Source organism: Streptomyces odontomachi, assembly GCF_024435355.1.
Classification (GTDB): domain Bacteria; phylum Actinomycetota; class Actinomycetes; order Streptomycetales; family Streptomycetaceae; genus Streptomyces; species Streptomyces odontomachi.
In genome coordinates this window covers 263,543-280,965 of record NZ_JAMJWG010000002.1, presented here as the reverse complement: position 1 = coordinate 280,965, position 17,423 = coordinate 263,543, and the positions used below count along the sequence as shown (strand labels likewise).

Annotated in this window: 17 protein-coding genes; 5 read left to right on the top strand and 12 right to left on the bottom strand. The window is 72.7% G+C overall.

Going from position 1 to position 17,423, the window contains the following annotated elements; translation table 11 throughout:
- Positions 1–53: 53 nt before the first annotated feature.
- From NQO67_RS05865 to NQO67_RS05855, 3 genes are all read left to right on the top strand, one after another.
- Positions 54–683: a ScbR family autoregulator-binding transcription factor gene (locus tag NQO67_RS05865; RefSeq protein ID WP_255948451.1), complete on the top strand. Its 630-nt coding sequence runs from the start codon at positions 54–56 to the stop codon at positions 681–683.
- A 144-nt stretch (positions 684–827) separates the two neighbouring features.
- A complete protein-coding gene (locus NQO67_RS05860; RefSeq protein WP_308295630.1) occupies positions 828–1,583 on the top strand; it encodes an SDR family NAD(P)-dependent oxidoreductase in 756 nt (251 codons plus the stop codon).
- A 75-nt stretch (positions 1,584–1,658) separates the two neighbouring features.
- Positions 1,659–2,438: a class I SAM-dependent methyltransferase gene (locus NQO67_RS05855; RefSeq protein WP_255947486.1), complete on the top strand. Its 780-nt coding sequence runs from the start codon at positions 1,659–1,661 to the stop codon at positions 2,436–2,438.
- A gap of 55 nt (positions 2,439–2,493) precedes the next feature.
- On the opposite strand, the gene NQO67_RS05850 is transcribed toward NQO67_RS05855, so the two are convergent.
- The 8 genes from NQO67_RS05850 to NQO67_RS05815 all read right to left on the bottom strand — a co-directional run bounded on the left by NQO67_RS05850 (position 2,494) and on the right by NQO67_RS05815 (position 12,175).
- The gene (locus NQO67_RS05850; protein ID WP_255947484.1) at positions 2,494–3,879 is read right to left on the bottom strand and encodes an LLM class flavin-dependent oxidoreductase; all 1,386 of its coding nucleotides are present in this window, start codon (positions 3,877–3,879) and stop codon (positions 2,494–2,496) included.
- Positions 3,863–4,735 (bottom strand): ABC transporter ATP-binding protein, encoded by an 873-nt coding sequence (locus NQO67_RS05845; RefSeq protein WP_255947482.1) that lies wholly within the window; start codon positions 4,733–4,735, stop codon positions 3,863–3,865. The genes NQO67_RS05850 and NQO67_RS05845 overlap by 17 nt, the downstream gene beginning before the upstream one ends.
- Complete coding sequence (locus tag NQO67_RS05840; protein WP_255947480.1) at positions 4,711–5,619, bottom strand: ABC transporter permease; 909 nt, start codon at positions 5,617–5,619, stop codon at positions 4,711–4,713. The genes NQO67_RS05845 and NQO67_RS05840 overlap by 25 nt, the downstream gene beginning before the upstream one ends.
- Positions 5,616–6,686, bottom strand: coding sequence for an ABC transporter substrate-binding protein (locus NQO67_RS05835; protein ID WP_255947478.1), 1,071 nt, complete (start codon positions 6,684–6,686; stop codon positions 5,616–5,618). Before NQO67_RS05835 ends, NQO67_RS05840 begins: the two co-directional genes overlap by 4 nt.
- The gene (locus NQO67_RS05830; protein ID WP_255947468.1) at positions 6,664–7,209 is read right to left on the bottom strand and encodes a flavin reductase family protein; all 546 of its coding nucleotides are present in this window, start codon (positions 7,207–7,209) and stop codon (positions 6,664–6,666) included. Before NQO67_RS05830 ends, NQO67_RS05835 begins: the two co-directional genes overlap by 23 nt.
- A 557-nt stretch (positions 7,210–7,766) precedes the next feature.
- Positions 7,767–9,080, bottom strand: a complete 1,314-nt coding sequence (locus tag NQO67_RS05825) for an ROK family transcriptional regulator (protein WP_255947466.1) — start codon at positions 9,078–9,080, stop codon at positions 7,767–7,769.
- A 443-nt stretch (positions 9,081–9,523) separates the two neighbouring features.
- Positions 9,524–10,456, bottom strand: coding sequence for a polysaccharide deacetylase family protein (locus tag NQO67_RS05820; RefSeq protein WP_255947464.1), 933 nt, complete (start codon positions 10,454–10,456; stop codon positions 9,524–9,526).
- Positions 10,457–11,155: 699 nt separating this feature from the next.
- The gene (locus NQO67_RS05815) at positions 11,156–12,175 is read right to left on the bottom strand and encodes a DUF5954 family protein (RefSeq protein ID WP_255947463.1); all 1,020 of its coding nucleotides are present in this window, start codon (positions 12,173–12,175) and stop codon (positions 11,156–11,158) included.
- Positions 12,176–12,488: 313 nt separating this feature from the next.
- Between NQO67_RS05815 and NQO67_RS05810 the strand changes: the two genes are divergently transcribed.
- Both NQO67_RS05810 and NQO67_RS05805 read left to right on the top strand, forming a co-directional pair.
- On the top strand, positions 12,489–13,409 hold the full coding sequence (locus NQO67_RS05810) for an NADP-dependent oxidoreductase (RefSeq protein WP_255947462.1): 921 nt from the start codon (positions 12,489–12,491) through the stop codon (positions 13,407–13,409).
- 11 nt (positions 13,410–13,420) lie between these two features.
- Positions 13,421–14,149, top strand: a complete 729-nt coding sequence (locus tag NQO67_RS05805; RefSeq protein WP_255947461.1) for a GNAT family N-acetyltransferase — start codon at positions 13,421–13,423, stop codon at positions 14,147–14,149.
- Between the two features lie 33 nt (positions 14,150–14,182).
- Here NQO67_RS05805 and NQO67_RS05800 read toward each other — a convergent pair whose 3' ends face one another.
- From NQO67_RS05800 to NQO67_RS05785, 4 genes are all read right to left on the bottom strand, one after another.
- On the bottom strand, positions 14,183–14,749 hold the full coding sequence (locus NQO67_RS05800; RefSeq protein ID WP_255947460.1) for a MarR family winged helix-turn-helix transcriptional regulator: 567 nt from the start codon (positions 14,747–14,749) through the stop codon (positions 14,183–14,185).
- Positions 14,750–14,921: 172 nt separating this feature from the next.
- Complete coding sequence (locus NQO67_RS05795) at positions 14,922–15,191, bottom strand: hypothetical protein (protein WP_255947459.1); 270 nt, start codon at positions 15,189–15,191, stop codon at positions 14,922–14,924.
- A gap of 93 nt (positions 15,192–15,284) precedes the next feature.
- On the bottom strand, positions 15,285–16,403 hold the full coding sequence (locus tag NQO67_RS05790; RefSeq protein ID WP_255947458.1) for a Gfo/Idh/MocA family protein: 1,119 nt from the start codon (positions 16,401–16,403) through the stop codon (positions 15,285–15,287).
- The gene (locus tag NQO67_RS05785) at positions 16,400–17,149 is read right to left on the bottom strand and encodes a sugar phosphate isomerase/epimerase family protein (protein WP_255947457.1); all 750 of its coding nucleotides are present in this window, start codon (positions 17,147–17,149) and stop codon (positions 16,400–16,402) included. The genes NQO67_RS05790 and NQO67_RS05785 overlap by 4 nt, the downstream gene beginning before the upstream one ends.
- Positions 17,150–17,423: the final 274 nt, after the last annotated feature.

Genomic DNA, 17,423 nt, shown 5'->3' with positions numbered 1-17,423 from the left:
TACAAAAATAGGGAGTGTCGTTTTCCTTGTCGAGCAAGATCGGATAGGTGGGCATGCCGGGACGGGCGGCGAAGCAGGCACGAGGCGTACGGACCCGAGCGGCGCTGGTGCGCGCGGCGGCCGAGGAGTTCGCCGAGTGCGGATACGCCGGCGCCAGCGTCGCACGGATCGCGAAACGCGCGGGGGTCACCCTTGGAACCATGTACCACCACTTCCCGCGCAAGGGTGAACTGGCCCGGGAGATCGTCCGCAGCCAGCCCGACCTGGTGGTGCCGCCGATCGAGGCCCAGGGCCTCCAGCAGATCGTGGACATCACCCTTGCCTGGGGCTACCAACTGCTCGACAACCCCGTCCTGCTGGCGGGCGCCCGCCTGGTGATGGACCAGGACCAGTTCATCGAGCCCGACGAGAACTCCCACAAGCAGTGGGCCGAAGTGGTGGTGCACAGCTTCCGGGCGGCACAGCGCAAGCGGGAGCTGAGGGCCGGCGTGGACGTGGAGGCGATGGCCCGGCTGGTCGTCAACTTCTGTACCGGCGCGCAGATGCACGCGAGCATGGAATCCGGGCGCAAGGACCTGCCCGACCGGATCGTCGAGATGTGGCACTGCCTGCTGCCCGCACTCGCCGTGCCGAGCGTCGCCAAGCGCCTCGAGTTCGGGGAGGAACGCGGCCGGGCCCGGTGACCACGGCGCTTCGGGACCCGGGCGTGGAGGCGGAGCGCCGGCCCGGACCAGGGGCCGGCATCCGTGCAGGTGGGGCCGGGACGTACGGTGTGCTCGCACACGGCGGATGGCGGACGGTTGTTCGCCTTGGCGGAGGCGGGACACATGCTGCACGGCAAGACGGTCATGATCACCGGTGCGTCCAGCGGGATCGGCGCCGCAGCCGCCCGGTTGCTGGCGGCCGAGGGCGCGGCGGTGGTGCTGATGGCGCGGCGGGCCGAGCGGCTCCACGAGATCGTCGAGAGCATCGCGGCGGAGGGCGGACGCGCACTGGCCGCACCGGGCGACGTCACCTCGCCGCCGGACGTCGAGCGGGCCGTGTCGAGAGCGGTGGAGACCTACGGATCGCTGGACGCCGCGTTCAACAACGCGGGGTGGGGCTCCGTGGGCGCCCGGCTGCACGAGATGGACGACGCGGACTACCACCGGATCATGGACGTCAACGTCCGCGGTGTCTGGAACTGCCTGCGCCAGCAGATACCCGTGATGCTCCGGCAGCCCTCCGGCGGATCGATCGTCAACACCGGCAGCACGGCAGGCCTCTTCGCGACCGGCGCCGCCGCCCCCTACGTGGCCGCCAAGCACGCGGTGGCGGGCCTGACCAAGGCCGCGGCGGCGGAGTACGGAGACCGCAACATCCGGGTCAACGTCCTGATGGTGGGCAGCACCCGCACCGAACTGCTGGAGCAGGCGATGCGCGAGGTGCCGCAGCTGGAGGAGCTCTCCGTGGCCCGTGCCATCCAGCGGCGCCTGGCCGATCCGGTCGAGATCGCCCAGGCGGTGGCCTGGCTGTGCAGTGACCGCGCCTCCTTCGTGACGGGGGCGGCGGTACCGGTGGACGGAGGGTGCAGTGCGGTGTGAGCGCGCTGCCACCCGGCCGGGCCCGGACCTGGCACCGCCGCACGCGCCCGGCGTCGTTGCCTATGCTGAGCAGTGATGTTCGCACCCGAGGGCCCCACCGTCCGCGAGCTCGCCGTGCAGGCCCTGTCCTCCGTCGAGCGCGGCTACGACCTGCTCGCGCCGAAGTTCGACGTGACGCCGTTCCGGACGCCGGACGCCGTGCTGGACGCCGTGACCGAAGCGATCCGGCCGCTCGGTCCCTTCCAGGACGGGCTCGACCTGTGCTGCGGTACCGGCGCGGGCATGGACGTCCTGGCACAGGTGTGCCGCGGCCGGATCACCGGCGTCGACTTCAGCATGGGCATGCTCACCCAGGCGCGCGCGAGCCGGCAGTCCACCGGCCGCCCGGCTGCCCCGGCGACCGGCGCGGGGCCGCTCGCGCCCGCGCCCGCGCACACGGAGTGGGTGCGCGGGGATGCGCGCGCCCTGCCGTTCGGTGCCGTGTTCGACCTCGTGGTCAGCTTCGGAGCCTTCGGGCACTTTCTGCCACGCGAGCGGCCCCGACTGTTCGACCAGGTCAGGCAGGTGCTGCGGCCCGGTGGACGGTTTGTCTTCCCGATCGCTGAGCTCCCCGCGCCCAGCTCCCCGGCCGCCTGGATGCTGCTGGCGTTCGACGTGGTGATGCGGGTGCGCAACGCCGTGTGGCGCCCGCCGTTCGTCATGTACTACCGCACCTTCCGCCCCGACCGGGTGCGCGGCGAGCTGACCGCCGCCGGCTTCGACGTGACGCTGCACGCGCTGCCCGCGCTCGGTTCCCGCGCCGACGGCAGCCCGCGCTGCGGCATGATCGTGGCCACCCGCCGCGGCGGCCGGTGACACGGGCCGCCGCGCCGCATCACCGACCCCGCCGGCGGTCACCCGCCCTCGGGACTCACCCGGCCTCGGCAAGGCCGATGCCGATGCGTCCCGGCCGCCGCTCCACCGTCTCGAAGATCCGGTTGGCAGGGCGCGGCAGGTCGTAGTGGTCGCGGAGGGTGCGGCCCGTGTACGCGGTGCGGAACAGGCCACGCTCCTGGAGGATCGGCACGACGTCGTCCACGAACCGCTCCAGCCCGGACGGCAGCACCGCCGGCATGATGTTGAAACCGTCCGCCGCGCCCCTGTCGTACCAGTGCTCGATCGTGTCGGCGACCTGGACCGCGGTGCCCGCGAAGGTGCGATGGCCGCGTCCGCCGCCGAGCCGGCCGATCAGCTGCCGCACCGTCAGCCGCTCGCGCCTGGCCAGTTCCACGACCAGGGTGTAGCGGCTCTTCGCGCCCTCGATCTCGTCCTCGGTGGGCAGTCCTTCGGGCAGCTCCTCGTCGAGGGCCAGCTCAGCCGGGTCGAGCCGGAGCGTCCTGGCCAGCTGCTGCTTGGCGTACTCGGGCACGATCAACCGGTCGAGCTCGGCGTCCAGCTCCCGCGCCTGCGCCTCGGTGTCCCCGATCACCGGCACGATGCCGGGCAGGATCCTGATCCCGTCGGGGTCGCGGCCGAGGAGCTCGGCACGGTGCTTGACGTCCTTGTAGAACGCGATGCCCTCCTGGAGGGTCTGCTGCGCGGTGAACACGGCCTCCGCGTAGCGCGCCGCGAAGTCCTTGCCGTCCTCGCTCGACCCGGCCTGCACCAGCAGCGGATAGCCCTGGGGCGAGCGCTGCACGTTGAGCGGCCCGTCGACGCGGAAGAACTCCCCCGCGTGGCCGATCCGGCGGACCCGGTCCGGCCGTGCGTGCACCCCGCGTTCCTTGTCGGCCACCACGGCGTCGTCGGCCCAGCTGTCCCACAGCTTGGTGGAGACCTCGACGAACTCGGCGGCCCGCCGGTAGCGGTCGTGGTGCGGCGGGCTGTCGTCCAGGCCGAAGTTGCGTGCCGCGTCCGCGCCCGCGGTGGTGACGATGTTCCAGCCCGCCCGGCCCCCGGAGACATGGTCCAGCGAGGCGAACCGGCGTGCCAGGTTGTACGGCTCGTTGTAACTGGTGGAGGCGGTGGCGATCAGCCCGATGTGCCGGGTCGCACCGGCCAGCGCGGTCAGCAGCAGCGTCGGCTCCAGCCTGCTGGCGGGCCGCCGCCCAGGGTCGCCCTGCAACACGGGACTGTCCGCGAGGAACAGCGAGTCCAGCTTGCCGCGCTCCGCAACGCGCGCCAGGTGGAGGTAGTGCTCGATGTCGGGTGTCGGCTGCGCACTGCTCCCGGGCAGCCGCCAGGCCGCCTCGTGGTGCCCGACGGACATCAGGAACGCGTTGAGGTGCAGCGGCGGACGATCAGTCGTGCGGGACATGCGGGGTTTCCTCCAAGTGGGGTGGCACGGCGCCGGCGTGGGCAGCCGGTGCCGGGGGCCTGTCGGGAGCGGCCGTCACGCCGAGGGCGGCGAGCAGCGTCGCGCGGTGCTCCTGGAAGCGCGGTTCGCCCGGGCTGCGCGGCGCCGGCAGCTCGATGGGCAGGTCGAGGCCGATGCGGCCGTCCTGGAGCACCACCACGCGGTCGGCGAGTTCGATCGCCTCGTCCACGTCGTGGGTGACCAGCAGCACGGCGGGACGGTGCCGCTCGTACAGCTCACGCAGCAGGCCGTGCGTCCGGATCCGGGTGAGCGCGTCGAGCGCGCCGAACGGCTCGTCGGCCAGCAGCAGTTCCGGCTCGCGCACCAGCGCCCGGGCGAGTGCGGCACGCTGCTGCTCGCCCCCGGACAGCTCACCGGGCCAGGCGCGCTCCCGGCCCGCGAGGCCGACCTCGGCCAGCGCCGCACTGCCGCGCCGGCGGGCGTCCCCCCGCTTCGGGTGGGCCCGGGCGGCGCCCGCGCGGTCGCGCAGACCGAGGACCACGTTGTCCAGCAGCCGTAGCCACGGCAGGAGCCGGGAGTCCTGGAACGACAGCGAGACCCGCTCCGGCACCAGCAGCTCACCCGAGCCGTCGACCCGGTCGTCGAGCCCGGCGACGGCCCGCAACAGGGTCGACTTGCCGGAGCCACTGCGGCCGAGCAGCGCGACGAACTCGCCCGCGGCCACGGTCAGGTCGAGGCCGTCCAGCACCAGCCGGCCGCCGAACCGGCGCACCAGTCGGGCGGCGCGGAGCGCGACGGGGGCGTCGGAGCCGGCTGCCGTCCCGTCCCGGTTCAGCTCGTCAGCGTGCGCCGCCATGACAGGGCCCTCCTCTCGACGACGCGGACCAGGGCATCGGAGAGGAAGCCGAAGACCCCGTAGACCACGAGACCGACGACGATCACATCGGTCTGGGCGTACTGCTGGGCCTGGAACATCATGTAGCCGATGCCCGACGTGGCGTTGATCTGCTCGACCACGATCAGCCCGAGCCACGACGAGGTAACCGCGAGCCGCAGCCCGACGAAGAACCCCGGCAACGAACCCGGTACGACGACCTTGTGCAGGAACTCCCACCTGCCGAGCCGCAGCGACTCGGCCAGCTCGACGTGGCGCTGGTCAATGCCGGTCAGCGCCGCGTACGTGTTGATGTACAGGTTGACCGCGACGCCGAGCGCGATGACGGTGACCTTCATCTGCTCACCGATGCCCAACCACAGGATCAGCAGCGGCAGCATCGCGAGCGCCGGGATGGCCCGCTTGATCTGCAACGGACCGTCGACGAGGTACTCGCCGAGCCGGCTCAGACCGGCGACCACGGCCAGCAGCACGCCGGCAACGACCCCGAAGAGCAGCCCGAGCCCGGCCCGTTGCAGCGAGATCAGCGCATGGTCGGCGAGCCGGCCGTCCGCGACCAGCTCGCCCGCGGTGGACACGACTTCCCCCGGCCCGGACAGCACCCGCGGGTCGAGCACTCCGAGCGCCGACGCCGTCCACCAGAGGGTGACCAGCAGGACGGGCCCGAGCAGCCGCCCGAAGCGCACCGGGCGCCCGGGACCGAGCCTGCGACGGTTCCGTCCGGGGGAGCGGACGGCACGGGACGGCGCTGCCCCGTCCGGATCGGGACGCGTGGACCGGCCCGGCACCGGCGCCTCGGCGGGGGGCGTCTCGGGAGGGCGTACGTGCGAGAGCGTGCCGCTCATGAGGCCGCCTCCCGGTACCGGCCCGGCACGGCCTGCGCCGCGAGGTCCTCGAAACGGCGGTCGAACAGCTCGGTGACGTCGAGCTTCTTGACGAAGCCGCCGTCCGCCAGCAGATCCGCGGTCTCCTGCTCCCACGCGATGGCCCTGTCCCAGCTGTCCGGGAAGCGGGGCGGGCCCAGCGAGGCGACGATGCGCTTGCCGTCCACCCTGGTCACGCCCTGGTCCTTGACGTAGTAGGTGTCGATCCAGGCGTCCGTGTGCTGCCACGCCCACACCAGGCCCTGGGCCCACAGCGGCACGTAGTCGCGCACCGCCGCCAGCTTGGCCGGGTCGTCCAGCACCTCGACCGGGGCCCACAGGACGGTCAGCAGGTCCACCACGTCGGTGGGCACGGACCGGGCCCCGTCCTTGGCGTACTGGTTCAGGTACTTGGTCAGCACCGGTTCGTTGAGCGGTGCCACGTCCACCTGCCCGGATTGCAAAGCCGTCAGGAACTGCGTGCTGGGCAGCGCGACGAGTGTGACGTCGTCGTTCTTGATCCCGGCCTCCTTCAGGGCGCGCAGGACCACCACGCCCTGCGCCTGGCCCTGCGAGAACGCGATTTTCCGGCCGCGGAAATCGGCGGCGTCGGCGATGGACGAGCTGGGTGCGGTGGCAAACCGGTAGAGCGGGACGTGCCGTTCCTGCACCGCGACGATCCTGGCCCGCACTCCGATTGCGGCGGCCTGGATGGGGGGAATTCCGGCATTGGCCGCCAGATCGATGGAGTGCGCTCTGAATCCCTGGATGACGTCGGGTCCGGCCGTCAGATTGGGCCACTGGGAGACCGTGAATCCGAGTTTTCTGCCGAGCCCCGATGCGGCGAGCTGCAATTGCGAGGTGTGGACGGCTATGGAGAGCCTGGTGCCGCGTGCTGCTGCGGTCGGCAGGGCGCCGGTCGGTGCCGGCTGTGAGGCGGCTTCGGTGCGTGAGACGCAGCCGGTGAGGCCGAGCCCGAGTGCCGTGCCGGCGGCCAGGGCGAGGAACTTTCTGCGGTGGGTCGGTTCAGGCGATGTGAGGCTGGGCATTGCCGATATCCGTTCGGGGTGAAAGCGAGTGATACACGCCGTCGTGGAAGAGGAGCGGGTCACGGCCGGCGTCGAGCCGGGCCTCCAGGGCACGGGCGATGACGATGTGGTGGTCGCCGGCCGGGACGATCTGCTCGACACCCAGGCGCAACCAGCCGGCGACGTGGTGGAGTACCGGTTCACCGGTGGGCAGCCGCCGCCATGCGGTCGGCGCCGCGAACCGATCGACGCCACGGCTGGCGAACCGCCGGGCCAGCGGCTCCTGTTCGGCACCGAGGAAGTGCACGACCACGCTCGCCGCCCGCGCCACATGCGGCCAGGACGACGCGCCGGCCGCGATGGCGAACGACACCAGCGGCGGGTTCAGCGAGAGCGACGTGAGCGAGGTGGCGGTGAATCCGACCGGACCCTGCCCGGCGTCCAGCGTGATCACCACCACCCCCGCGGGATGGCGTCGGAAGACCTGCCTGAACCGGTCAGGAGCGATGTTCGGCGAGGAACGCGGAGCGGGGGCAAGAGCCATGGAGTCTCCCGGGATGGAGATAGGCACAAAGACGGGTAAGGGAAGGCGGAAAGGGCCGGCGGAAAAGGGAGGACGGAAAAGGGAGGGGAATCGGGGGCCGAAGAGGAAAAGGGAACGGCGCGGCAGCGCGGCAGCGTTGCCCCGTGACGCTCGGACCCGCGCATGCGGAATGACGGATGGGCGCGCCGTGGCGGGCCCATGAAGGGCAGGCATGCAAGGTCGGATGGGAGACGCGCGGGCGCAGGCGAGAAGCGAAGCATGTGCGAGCGAGCCGCGGAATGTGAGCGTGCGAAAGTGCACGTGTGGCACGGTGCGGACGGACCGGCTGAACGGAGAAGGCCGCCTCGATGTCAGATCACACGTCAGAATTTCGCTGGCTTGGCGTCATGTGCGGCGCATGCGGCGACAACAGCAGCGGCCCGACGGAATGGGCATCGACGCGGCCACGCCCTCGTGCGGCGCCGAAAGGGGCGCATACGGGAAAAGACGCTGCGGGTCGCTCATGAATCCATTTTCCTCGGCGGAACGGGAGCCGGTCAAGAAAGCACATCGTTGAATTAAGTCGAATCCGCGGTGGTGAACCGGGACGGGGGCGCGGCCCCGGCGCCAAGGGGGTCCGCATACAGCGCCCCCAGCGCCACCGCGGCGCCCGCCACCGCCAACACGGAGCCGGTGAAGCTGCTCGGCACGACCGCCGTGGCCGCGGCCTCGCCCGCCCAGGACCGCCGCTTCACCTCCGCCCGCAGCGCGGCAAGGCACTCCGGCAGCCGTCCGGACGCCGGTTCGACCACCACCAGCACATCGGGATCGAACATGTCGAGCAGCAAAGCGGCGGCCCGGCCGACCCGTCGGGCCCGGTCCACGAAGACCGCACACGCCACGGGATCACCCCGCAGGGCCCGTTCGAGCAGTGCCGGGAAGTCGGGCACGGACAGTCCGCGCCGTGCGGCCCGCCGCACCAGGGCGGGTTCCGACACCTGTGCCTGGAGGCAGTCGGGGGCACCGCACGCGCATCGCTCCGGTGAGCCCTCCGCGGGGGTCGGGCCCTCGTTCCGCTCCGCGCCGGGCGCCGGATCCCGCCCGCCGACCGGAAGATGGGCGACGCTGCCTGCACCCGAATGCGGTCCCAGATGGACCAGGCCACCGGTGGCGAAGGCGGCGTCCACGACCGTGCCGACGAACAGCAGCACGGCGCTGGTGCGACTCGACGACTCGCCGATGAGCTGTTCGGCGCGGGCCAGTGCCCGGGCGTGCCCGTCCACGTGCACCGGCAGCCCGGTCGCGGTGGCCAGCACGTCCCGTGCCGGCACGTTTCGCCAGCCGAGCTGCGGATGGTCCACGATCACGCCGGTGCGTGGATCCACCCGGTGTCCGGTGGCCACGCCGAGCGCCAGCACCGTACGGTCCGCGGCGTGCCCGGACACCAGCGCGGGCAGCCGTGCAGCGAGCCGGTCCAGCACCTGGTCGGGGGCGGTGCCGCGGTGGGGTTCACGGTCCTCCGCCACGATCCGGCCACGCAGGTCCATCAGGGACAACGTGGTGTGTCGCACGGCGATGTGCGCACCGGCCACCACATGGCGTTCGGTGTCTATCTCCAGGGGTATGTGCGGCCGTCCGAGGCCACGTGGCCCGCTGGTCGCCGCGGCCTCCCGGATCAGCCCGCGCGCCAGCAGGTGCCCGCAGTGCCCGGTGACCGAGGCCGGCGACAGGCCGGTGAGCCGGGCAACGGCGCTGCGGGCGACGGGACCGTGGTCGAGGATGGCGCCGAGCACCGCCCGGGTGGCCGGCGGACGGCGGGGTGGCGCGGTGGGCGGTGCGTCGGGGTGACGCGGTGCGGTGCGGCGGCGCGGGTGCGCCGGTGATCCGTTCACGGATGCCTTCCGGGATGCGGCAGCGCATGGCTGCGCCGGAGGGCCCGGCCAGGGGGCAGGGCCCGGCGACGTACCGGCGGGCCCGGTGCGGACCGGGCTCGCGGCGGGGCCGGGCGAGGTCGCCACGGCCGGGACGCACCGGATGCTCGTGACCGACGCCGTGGACTGATGGGGGGCGCCGGCAGCGGGAGGAAGCCGCCGGCCGCGCCCGTCCCGGTCCTCAGGGTCGTGGTGCGTGCGGAACAGCCGTACGGGGCGAAAGGTGCCGCCGTACGCTCAGGGCTGCCGACACGCGGCGGAGCACACACGCTTCAGGTCGACGTGCCCCCGAACCGTGAGATGTGCCGATCGCTGCATGTGCCGCAAGGTAGCCGTGGCGGCGGGGCGTGGTCAAAGGGCTGACCGCATCATGGACAGCTCCACGCGCCGCCGCGCGTGCCGGCTCAGGTGTGCGGACGCACGAACACGTAGCCCTTGTCCAGCAGTCGGGGCAGATAGTCGGTGATGGCGCGCACCGTCTGGGCCCGGTTGCCGCCACCGTCGTGCTGGAGGATGACGCTGCCCGGTTCGACGCCGTGGGTGACCGCCTTCTCGATCTTGGCGATGCCGGGCCGGGCCCAGTCGTTGGTGTCCAGCGACCAGCCGAGGGGCTCCATGCCGAGCTGGGCGCAGACCTTCAGGGAGCGCGCGTCCCACTCCCCGTACGGCGCACGGCACCAGCGCGGCGGCGCGTCCAGCACCTTCTCGATGACGTCGCTCGTCCTGCCCAGTTCCTGCCTGACCTTGGCCGTGGAGAGGCTGGTCAACAGCGGGTGCGTGTAGCTGTGGTTGGCCACCACGTGCCCGCCCGCCGCGATGTCGTGCAGCAGCTTGGGGAAGGCGGCGGCGTTCTCGCCGATGACGAAGAACGTGGCCTGGATGCGGTACGTGCGCAGCACGGACAGCACCTTCGGGGTGTAGTCCGGGTGGGGACCGTCGTCGAAGGTCAGGGCGATGTAGCGACCGGATCCCGGCAGGGTCAGCTGGGCGTGCTTGCGGATCTGCGGATGCAGGACCGTACTCCCGATCGCGTACTCGCCGGCGACCGGCCGCAGCCGGTAGGTCTGGCGCAGACCCGCTTCGACGGGCACGGAGCCCGGACGGGGCCCGCTCGACTTGCGGCGGGAGCCTCCGGAGGGCCGGTGGGGTCCTTTGGACGGGCTGGGCGTGCCCTTGCCGGCCTTCTTGTGACCGGACGTTCCCGAAGGGCCCGGCGCCGGCCGGTGAGCGGATGAACTGGCGTGGTCCGTGGTCCTGGTGAGCACGACGGCCGAGCCGGTCGCCGCGGCCGCTCCGATTCCGAGCGCGCTCAGCAAGAGCCATCGGCGCGTATTCATATGATTATCGGATCGCATTTCTCCTCAATGTCATATGGCGCGCAGGACATCGCTGAGCTCCCCCGCGGCACGCCGTGCGGTTCACGCGACCGGAGCAGCCCGGGCCCCGTCCGCGGGCCCGAGGGCGGTCGGGCCGCCGGCGGGTGCGCGGTGTGGGGGAGGGGTGAGCGGGGGCACCGGTACGGCCGTATCCAGCTCGACCGGGCCCGCGGCGGAGCCTAGGATCGCGGCGACGACATCGTGAACCGGTCACCGACCGGGTGAGGCATCGAGGTGTCGGGAGTCGCCCTCGGAGGCATGTCCGTGGCCGTTGCGTCGAGCTGCACCGTCGTCAGCCCGCCCTGGGGAGAGCAGGAGCCGCCGGGAGGATGCGGCCTGTGCGGCATAGAACCGGCCGGCCGGGGCAGGGAGACCAGGACCAGGCTCGGCGGCAGCCGTCAGGCATAGCCGCAACCGGCCCCGTCGGCACCGCGGTTGCCGTCGGCGCGTTCGGTGTTGTGACCATCAGACCGGTGCCGTGTCGCAGGAAGCGGCACCGGTCCCGGCGGCGCCACGCGGGAGGGTGCCGTACCGGTTCCGGCGGTGCTCGCCGCGGGACTGTCCACCGCGGCGAGCACCGCGCCGGAAGCGACGCGGTCCACCCGTCGACCGCGGCTTCCCGCGCTCCCGGCCATGCGGCGCCGTGGCGCAGCCATCGCTTCAGTCGTCGTAGTGCAGGGTGCCGTCCTCGTCCATGGTCGGGTGGATCTTCATCGGGCCGTAGCCGTCCTGGTCCGAGGCCCTGGGTTGTTCCGGTCCATCGGGGCCCACGCGTACGAAGCGCTCGATGCGGGAGATCCTGAACAGGCTGCCGGACACCCGCACTTCATTGGCGCGGCCCGCGGCCCTGAACTCCTCGGCGGCCTGCGCGTACACCGCCTTCTGGTCCGCGTCGAAGTCGCGGACCAGGGGCCAGGTCTCGGTCAGCTGTCCGTACAGGAGCTGCCGCGCGCCGTGCGGCGTGGACATCAGGGAGCCACGCGGCAGCCAGCCCTTGCCGTTGCGCTCGGCGACCCCGAAGCCGACGGGCAGCAGGACGATGTCCGGGCAGGCCGTGACCGCCTGTTCGGAGTCCTTGCGCACATCGGTGGGAAAACGCGGCCCGGCGTAGGTGAAGTCCCGCAGCCCCAACTTCATGGCACCCGCCATCACGCCGTCCTCGCGGTCCGCGTCGAGGGCGAAGTCGATGTCCGGCGACGGGCTCTTGTCGTCCTTGTCCCAGGTCAGGTCGACCGGCTCGACGTCGGTCGGGCGAGGCGGCTCCAGGTTGCCGTCCTTGTCGCTGCGGGCGAACTCGTCCCCGCGCACCACGCGGTAGCGGACCCCGAGGACGTCGACCTCGTTGACCGGCTCGCGGTCCAGCACGTCCACCGCCGCCAGTAACGCGCGCCGCACGGCGCGGTCGTCGGTGTCGTCCTTGGCCCTGAACCACAGCAGCGAGTTCAACTCGTCACGGGCCTGCTGCGGGGTGCCGTTCGTCACCGGCCGCACCAGACTCCAGTGCGACCCCGTACGCGGGTCCTGTGCGGCAAGACCGAAGACGGGCCCACGCAGGGCGACATAGGGGTAGCGGTAGGAGGCGTCCACGGCATCGGCCTCGGTCACCCAGGCGGCGGGGTCATCACGGCGCACCAGGGCCGCGTGAAGCCGATCCATCTGTCGCTTCCAGTCATCAGTCATGCGCATATTGTTAACGAGGCCGGTCGTGCGCCGGGGGTGAATGCGTCAGGTGACCGCTGACCCGCGGAGGCGGTGGGTGCTGCCAGCGCCCCCTGGCGCTTCGCACAGTTGGGCGAGGGGTGAGGGGTGATGGGTGTGATCGAGGGACCGAAGCGCGCACGCGATGTGACGGCAGCATGACGGATTCCCGAAACCGGGAATGTGCCGCACCCCGCCGTCCTTGCACCTGGCGGCCGGCCGCAAGGATGGCAGAAGCACCACGGCGACGCCGGGCAGACCGGTGGAGCGGTGCCGTGAGGAGAGTGAGGAGTACATGGGCAAGGCGTATGTGTACACCGCGTTCGGCGGGCCGGAGGTGGAGACCTTCATCGACCGCCCGGCACCCGAGCCGGGCGCCGGCGAGCTGCTCGTCGCCGTCAGGGCCGCGGGGGTCAACCCGGTGGACTGGAAGCTGCGCACCGGCTTTCGCCGGCCGGGTGCCCCGCCTGCACAACTGCCGGTCGCCTTCGGCAGCGAGGTCGCCGGGATCGTCGAACGGGTGGGGCCGGGCGTCGAAGGGTTCGCGCCCGGCGACGCGGTCTTCGGCAGCTCGCTCACCGGCGGATACGTCGAGCACACCCTGCTCCCCGTGACGGTCGCCGCACGCAAGCCGGCCGCTCTCTCCTTCACCGATGCGGCCGCCCTGCCCGTCGCCGCCGCCACCGCCTACGACGGCGTGCGCCAACTGGACCTGCCGGCCGGCGCAGTGCTGCTGATCACCGGCGCGGGGGGCGGCGTCGGCGTGGCCGCCATCCAGATCGCCCGCGTCCGCGGACTGCGGGTCGTGGGGGTGGCGAGCGAGGGCAAGAAGGACTTCGTCGAGTCGCTCGGCGCGATCCACGTGCCCTCCGGGCCGGATCTCGCCGAGCGGGTGCGGGCCGCGGCACCGGACGGCATCGACGCGGTGTACGACCTGGTGGGCGGTGACGCGCTGGAAGCCGCCGCAGGTCTGCTCGAGGACCGTTCGAAACTGATCACCGCAGCGGACCGGGCGACCGTCGCCCGGCTCGGCGGCGCCGGCGTGGAGCGCGCCCGCACCGCGGCCGTACTCGACGAGGTGGCCGCCCTGGTGGTGGACGGACGGCTCACCCCGCACGTCACCCGCACCTTCCCGCTGGAGCAGGCCGGCCCGGCGCTCCGCGCGGTGGAGGAAGGGCACGCCCGCGGCAAGGTCGTCATCGAGGTGGGGGCGTGAGGGCAGCGTCCATGCCGCATCCGCCGGCCCTCCCGCATCCGCTGGACAACCCCGCCTACAGCGCCCTGACGGGCCCGCACGCCCACCTGGCCGAACGCTGCGGACGGGTGCTGCGCTACCCGGTCGACGTCTCGCCGTGGCTCGCCCTGCCCACCGACCCGCGTCCCGACGACTGGGCGGATGTCGCGGCGCTCGCCGGTCCCGGCGCCTCGATCCACTTCCCCGGGGTGCGGGTGGCCCTGCCGTCGGACTGGGAGGTCACCGGGCAGCTGCCCGGCGCCCAGTACGTCGACGACGGAGTCGACGCGGCCTTCGACGGCGAGGCCAAGCCCCTCACCCCCGCGGACGTACCGCAGATGCTCGACCTGGTGGCGCGCACCGAGCCCGGACCCTTCCTGCCGCGCAGCATCCTGCTCGGCGACTATCTCGGCGTGTGGCGCGACGGCCGGCTGGTCGCGATGGCGGGGGAGCGGCTGCACCCGCCCGGCTGGACAGAGATCAGCGCGGTCTGCACCGACCAGGAGTATCGCGGGCAGGGCCTGGCGACCCGACTCGTGCGCGCGGTCGCCGCGGGTATCAGGGCCCGGGGCGAGACCCCGTTCCTGCACGTCGCCATGCGCAACACCGGCGCGAGGGCGCTCTACGAGTCCCTGGGCTTCCGCCAGCGCCGCCCGGCGATGTTCCGCACCGCCCGCGTACCGGAGCACCTGCCGGAGGCGCGGGCGGTCGAGGCGGTGTAGGGACGAGGGACGCGCGCGGGGTGCGCGACGGGCTCAGGCGGCTTCGGGCGGCGGCCCCGGCGGCGCGGCCGGCGCCGTCGGGTCGTCGTCGGGCCGGGACGCGGCCTCGTTGTAGCGCCGCAGGAAGTCGGCGAACCGGAGGAGGTCGGCCGGCGGCCAGCCGGCGAGGCGGGATTCGAAGGCGGCCCGGCGACTCTCGGTGACCTCGGCGAGGATGCCGGTGCCCTCCGGGGTCAGGTCCAGCACCTGGCCGCGATGGTCCTCGGGGTCCACCCGGCGGTGTACCAGGCCGTCCCGCTCCAGGGCTGCCACCTGCCGGCTCACCGTCGACTTGTCCAGCGCGTAGTGCGCCGCCAGGTCCGTGGCCCGGCAGCCGCCCCGCTCCTCCAGATGGCTGAGCAGGGTGTACGCGACCAGGGACAACTGCGGGTGCATCCGCCCGGCGGTGGCCCTGGCGCGCCGGGCGAACACGGTCAGCTCGCGGTGGATGGTCTCGACGGCCGCGTCCCGGGCGGCCCGACGCCCCACCGGGTGCGACCGCGAAGTGGCCGGCCGTTCGCCGTCGTCGGTGGCCCGCCCGGTCGTCTGGTGCCCTGACATCACGACCGCATGTCCTCTCGCCGGCGGGTGGGCGCGTCGGCGCGTGCGCGCCGGGTCCCCTCACGTCCACTATCTAGTTGTAGAGTACAACTTGATTCTTGGGAAGCCCGTCGACAGGATCCGTGCCGCAGCACCGCGGCGCGGGGCACCGCTGCGTGGACGCCGGCTACGACTACCGGCCGTTCGCCTCGCCGACGGTCTCGGCCACCCAGCCGTAGGGCAACTCGTCGCCGTCGACCGTGATGGCCTCGATGGCGCCGGTCTCGGGATCGATGTCCGCCCGCATGCCGTGCCCCGCATAGCGCGGATAGCCCGAAGCGCCCAGCTCACCGGTCGCCTCGACGACCGCCGTGCGCAGGCTGTCGCCGTGGTCGGTATGGCCCTGCGCATCGGCGACCCGGGGTTTGAGGGCCACGGTGTAGCGGCGGGGCGTCACGGTCATGCTCCCGAGCCTAAGACGCGGCAGGTGCCGCTGCCCACCTCGCACCTTCCGTGGCCCCGCCCGATCCGAACGCGATCCGGGAAACGGCAGCCGCTACGTACGCGCCGACCGCGGCAGCGTCGCCGCGGTCGGGTCCCAGTCCGCCGGTAGCGGTGCCGGCGGCACGATGCGACCGGCCACCGGGGCGAACTCGCCGCGTGCCGCGGAATCGTCGACCGCGGTCATCGTCTGGAGCACGTGCAGCGCCAGCGTCCCCGACGCCCGGTGCGGCCCGGTGCCGCGGATCGCCCGCGCCATGTCCAGCACGCCGAGCCCCCGGCCGTCCGTGCGCCCGGTCACCGGCAGCTCGCGCCAGTCCGCCGAGCCGTTGGGCCGCACCCGCAGCGGCCCGCCGAAGGTGTTCGGATCGGGTACCGCGAGCGTGCCCTCCGTGCCGGTGATCTCGAACTGGATGCGGGGCAGCGACGAGTCGAAGCTGAACGTGGTGTTGGCGGTCGCACCCGAGGCGAACTCCAGCAGTGCGCAGACGTGCGTGGGCACCGTGACCGGGAAGGTCTGCCCCGCCTTCGGGCCCGAGCCGACGGCGCGTTCCAGGCGGGCCCGGGTGGCGGTGGCGGCCACCCGGGTGACGCCGCCGAAGAGGGCCACCAGCGCCGTCAGGTAGTAGGGGCCGATGTCGAAGAGCGGGCCGGCGCCCTGCTGGTAGAGGAAGGCGGGGTCCGGGTGCCAGGACTCCGGGCCGAGGCTCTGCATCACCGTGCTCGCGGCGACCGGGGTGCCTATGTGGCCCGCCTGGACCGCCCGCAGCGCGGACTGCAACCCGGCACCGAGGAACGTGTCCGGGGCGTTGCCGACCAGCAGTCCCCGCTCGGAGGCCTCCGTGAGCAGCTTCTCCGCCTCGTTCGGGGTCAGCGTGATCGGTTTCTCCCCGTACACGTGCTTGCCCGCCCGCAGCGCCGCCGTCGCGACCTGGCCGTGCGCCGCCGGCACCGTCAGGTTCACCACCAGCTCGACCTCGGGCACCGCGAGCGCGGTGGCCAGGTCACCCGAGACGGGCACGTCGTAGGCGCGGGCGGCCGCCAGCGCGCGCGACGGGTCGAGGTCGGCGACCGCCAGCAGCCGCACGTCAGGGAAGGAGCTCAGGGCACTCAGGTACTGCTTGCTGATGACGCCCGCACCGACGATGGCGACACCGACGGGACCCGTGCTCATGCGGCCTCCAAGGCGGATACGTAAGTGTGGCTCGCGGCGAGTTCCGCGAACAGGTCGCCTGCGCAGGCGTCGAACTCGACGATGCGCCAGGCGTCCGGGGCGGCCGCGAGGATCTCGGCCACCGGCATGACGCCGCCGCCCACCGCCACGTTCGGCTCGCCCTTGGTGCCGGGGCCGTCCTTGATGTGCAGCGCCGTCACGCGGTCGCCGAGGCGGCGCAGCAGCGCCGGCACGTCGGCGCCGCCCACCTGGGCCCAGTAGGTGTCGATCTCCAGGAAGACGGCCGGGTCGAGGAGCTGGGCCAGCCGCTCGATGGCGTGCCGCCGGTCGACGGTGGGTTCGATCTCCCACCAGTGGTTGTGGTAGCCGAGCCGGACACCGCGCCGGGCGGCACGCTCGGACAGGTCGTTCAGCAGATCGGCGGCGCGGGCCAGGCCGGCCTCGTGGGTGAAGTCCTCGGGTGGGATGCCCGCCGGGACGATGGCCTCGGTGGTGCCCACCTCGGCCACTGCGTCCAGGACACGGTCGGGGTCGTGCTCCGGCTGCACCAGCTGGATGGCGTGCACACCCGAGACGGCCAGCCCCAGGTCGTCCAGCCGGCGGCGCAGGCCCTGCGGGTCGGTGAGCACGTCGAACGGTTCGACAGCGCGGTAACCCAGGCCGGCCACGCGGGCCAGCGTGCCGTCGTGGTCCTTGGCGAGTTCTGTCCGTACGGAGTACAGCTGCACGCTGAGCGGTCGTGCCATGAACGCCCTCCCTGTCTGTCCTCGGAGGACGGTAATGCGCTGTTGTGCCTCTGCCAACGAGTTGATTCAGGCCATGACCGGCTTTTAGGGACGCAACGGATACCCAAGTGCGCCCTGCACGTCCTGCGCGCCCGCGCACTCATACGCCCCGCGCGCACCAGGCGCACCTCAGGCCCCGGGCGGGTACGCACGGGTGCGGGCACGGCGAAACGGCTGTCGTCCGCCCGAGGAGCCGGGCGGACGACAGCCGGAGGAGAGGGGAGCGGGGACGGCA